General features: G+C 72.4%; 2 protein-coding genes and 1 pseudogene. All 3 read right to left on the reverse strand.

Features of this window, described 5'->3' with window-relative positions; translation table 11 throughout:
* A partial coding sequence (locus ER13_RS17000) for a M20/M25/M40 family metallo-hydrolase (RefSeq protein ID WP_035311226.1) occupies positions 1-1,001 on the reverse strand: 1,001 nt, incomplete at its 3' end.
* 67 nt (positions 1,002-1,068) lie between these two features.
* Positions 1,069-2,025: a right-handed parallel beta-helix repeat-containing protein gene (locus tag ER13_RS17005; protein ID WP_035311229.1), complete on the reverse strand. Its 957-nt coding sequence runs from the start codon at positions 2,023-2,025 to the stop codon at positions 1,069-1,071.
* A gap of 1 nt (position 2,026) precedes the next feature.
* Positions 2,027-2,350: pseudogene (locus ER13_RS18820) on the reverse strand (PA-phosphatase); the annotation flags it as partial.

Below are 2,350 nucleotides of genomic sequence, written 5' to 3' on the forward strand. Positions count from 1 at the left end.
GTCCCCTGCCCGTGCCGCAACACCCCCAGGCCGAAGACATCGGCGTAGACGGCGTTCTGCGTGGCCTTCGGCAGGACGGGCGCCCGCACCAGGGCGTCGGTCATTTCCAGCGCCTGGGATCCGATATGTTGCAGACTGCCCTGGTCCAGGGCGTCCGGCGTCGAGCTGGGCGAATGGTACTGGGCCGGCCGGCCGATGAAGGCCAGGTTGATCCCGGCCAGGCCCCGGTCGGCGGCCAGGGTGAAGTCGGTGCCGTTGGGCATCAGCCGATAGACGAAGATGGCCAGGGCGTTGCTGGCTGCGCCGCCGTCCGCCCGGCGCGTCGCCCGAGCGTAAAGGTCGATGGTCTGGGCGTTGCCGGGGCCGGTCTCGAACATCATGGCCCGACCGCCGCCGCCGCGCGCCTCCAGGTTCACCACCGCCCCGACCCGACCCCGCAACGGATGTTCGCTGAAGAAGGCCCGCGCCCCGTCCAGGTTCAGCTCCTCCCCGTCGGTGAGCAGCACGACCAGCCCCCGGTGGGCCGGTCCGCGCGCCCTGATCGCCCGCACCGCCTCCAGCACCGCCGCCACGCCGCTGGCGTCGTCGGCGGCGCCGGGCGAGCTCGGCACGCTGTCATAATGGGCCATCAGCACCACCAGGGGCAGGCTGGGGTTCCGGCCCGGCAGGACGCCGACCAGATTGACCACCGACAGGCCTTCGACCGACTCGCCCCGGTCCTCGATCCGGCGCACGGCGGCGGGCGACAGCGCCCCGGCCTGGAGCGTGGGCGCCAGGCCCAGCTGCGCCATTCGGCCCTGCAGATAGGCCTGGACCAGGGCGTGATCGGTCGAACCTATGGGACGGGGGGAGCGGGCCATGACCCGCACGTCCGCCATGGCCCGCTCCGCCGAAAATCCGGTCGCGGCGGCGCTTGTCGGCGCGGGCCGAGGCGTCTGTGTCGTGATCACGGCCAACCCCAGCGCCGCCGCCAGGGCCGCCAACAACAAGACCAGCCGCATTAGATGCATCCCCCGAGGCGTCATCGCGCCAATAGGGCCGAGCTGGCGTCATTTCGCAAGTGCGGGGTCAGGGACGCGTCCGGTTCCGTTCGACCCGGTTGCCGGTCGCCCCGTCGCCGTCGTCGGCGCTGGACCCGAACGGATAGCCGGCGTCATCGCCGCAATAGGACCGGTTCCCCTCGCGCGCGCCCACCACCACCGTCCGGGGACGCAGCCAGCCGACGCCGGAAAACACATTATCCGTGATCTGATTATAGGACGGCGTCTGGTGCCGGATCACCCCGTCCTCGCCGCAGTTGCGGTACAGGAAGACGCCGCTGCGGCCGCCCAGGGCGAAGCGGTTGCCGATGATGCGATTGGCGCCCGATCCGTCCACGGCGATCTGTTCACGCCCGGTGCGAATGGTGAAGTCATTGTCCTGGATCACCGTTCCGGCGCTCTCGGCGTCCAGATAGACGGCGGTCGAGACCGACCGGCCCGAAAAGCGCGAGCGCGTCACCATGGTCTGCGTCACCCCCGGCCCGACATACAGGGGGATGGTCCCCACCCCCTCGAACCGCACCCGCTCCAGCATCGTGCCCAGGGGCGCCGCGCTCTGGGCCGCCGTCGTGTGATCGGGCGTCCGTGACGAGGCCAGCAGGTCGCGCATCGATCCGCCCGCCCCCATGCCCCAGATCCGCACATTGCCGACGACGGTGCAGTTGCGCACATAGGTCTGGACCGGACGGCTCCAGCCGTCGCCCTGACGCCGCGACCAGATCGCCACCGTCGGCGTCTGTGACGTCGCCTCGCGCGCCGGTCGGATCACCCCGCCGCCGCAGTCGATCCCCGCGCCCGAGGCCTCGGCCCCCTCCACCAGAACAGGCCGCCGCACGGCGACGCCCGCCAGGTCGGCGCGGCACGTCAGGCGATAGGCTTGATCGGACGGGGCGGTCAGGTCGCGCACCTCGGCCAGGGTGCAGGCCCGCGCGCCTGCGGGATCGCCCGCCTGAACCGCCGCCAGCAGGATCAGGCCGCTCCACATCTCAGGGCAGGGGAACAGCCAGGGCCGCGCGCTCGGCCGCGCAGCCGGGATTGGTCCGTCCCGTCGCCCGCGCCGCCGCCAGTTCGTCGCGCGCCGCCGCGATCTCAGCCTGGAAGTCCGGCGTCGCGACGATTTCGGCGACGACGGCCCGCCCCAGCGCCTCGCCCGCCAGCCCATCGCTGGGATAGTCCATGGCGCAGATCTGGCGGCTCACGCCGATCTCATGGCCGATGCGCCGCACCGCCGCCGCCCGGTCCGGCGCGATCAGGGCCAGCGCCTCGGCATAGGCGGTTCCCAACGCCGCACCGGCGGCGGGCGCGGACGG

The sequence above is a fragment of the Brevundimonas sp. EAKA genome (genome assembly GCF_000698025.1).
GTDB lineage: Bacteria > Pseudomonadota > Alphaproteobacteria > Caulobacterales > Caulobacteraceae > Brevundimonas > Brevundimonas mediterranea_A.

Coding starts and splice junctions, on each gene's coding strand:
- ER13_RS17005 (WP_035311229.1), bottom strand. CDS start 2,025: ATGTGGAGCGGCCTGATCCTGCTGGCGGCGGTTCAGGCGGGCGATCCC.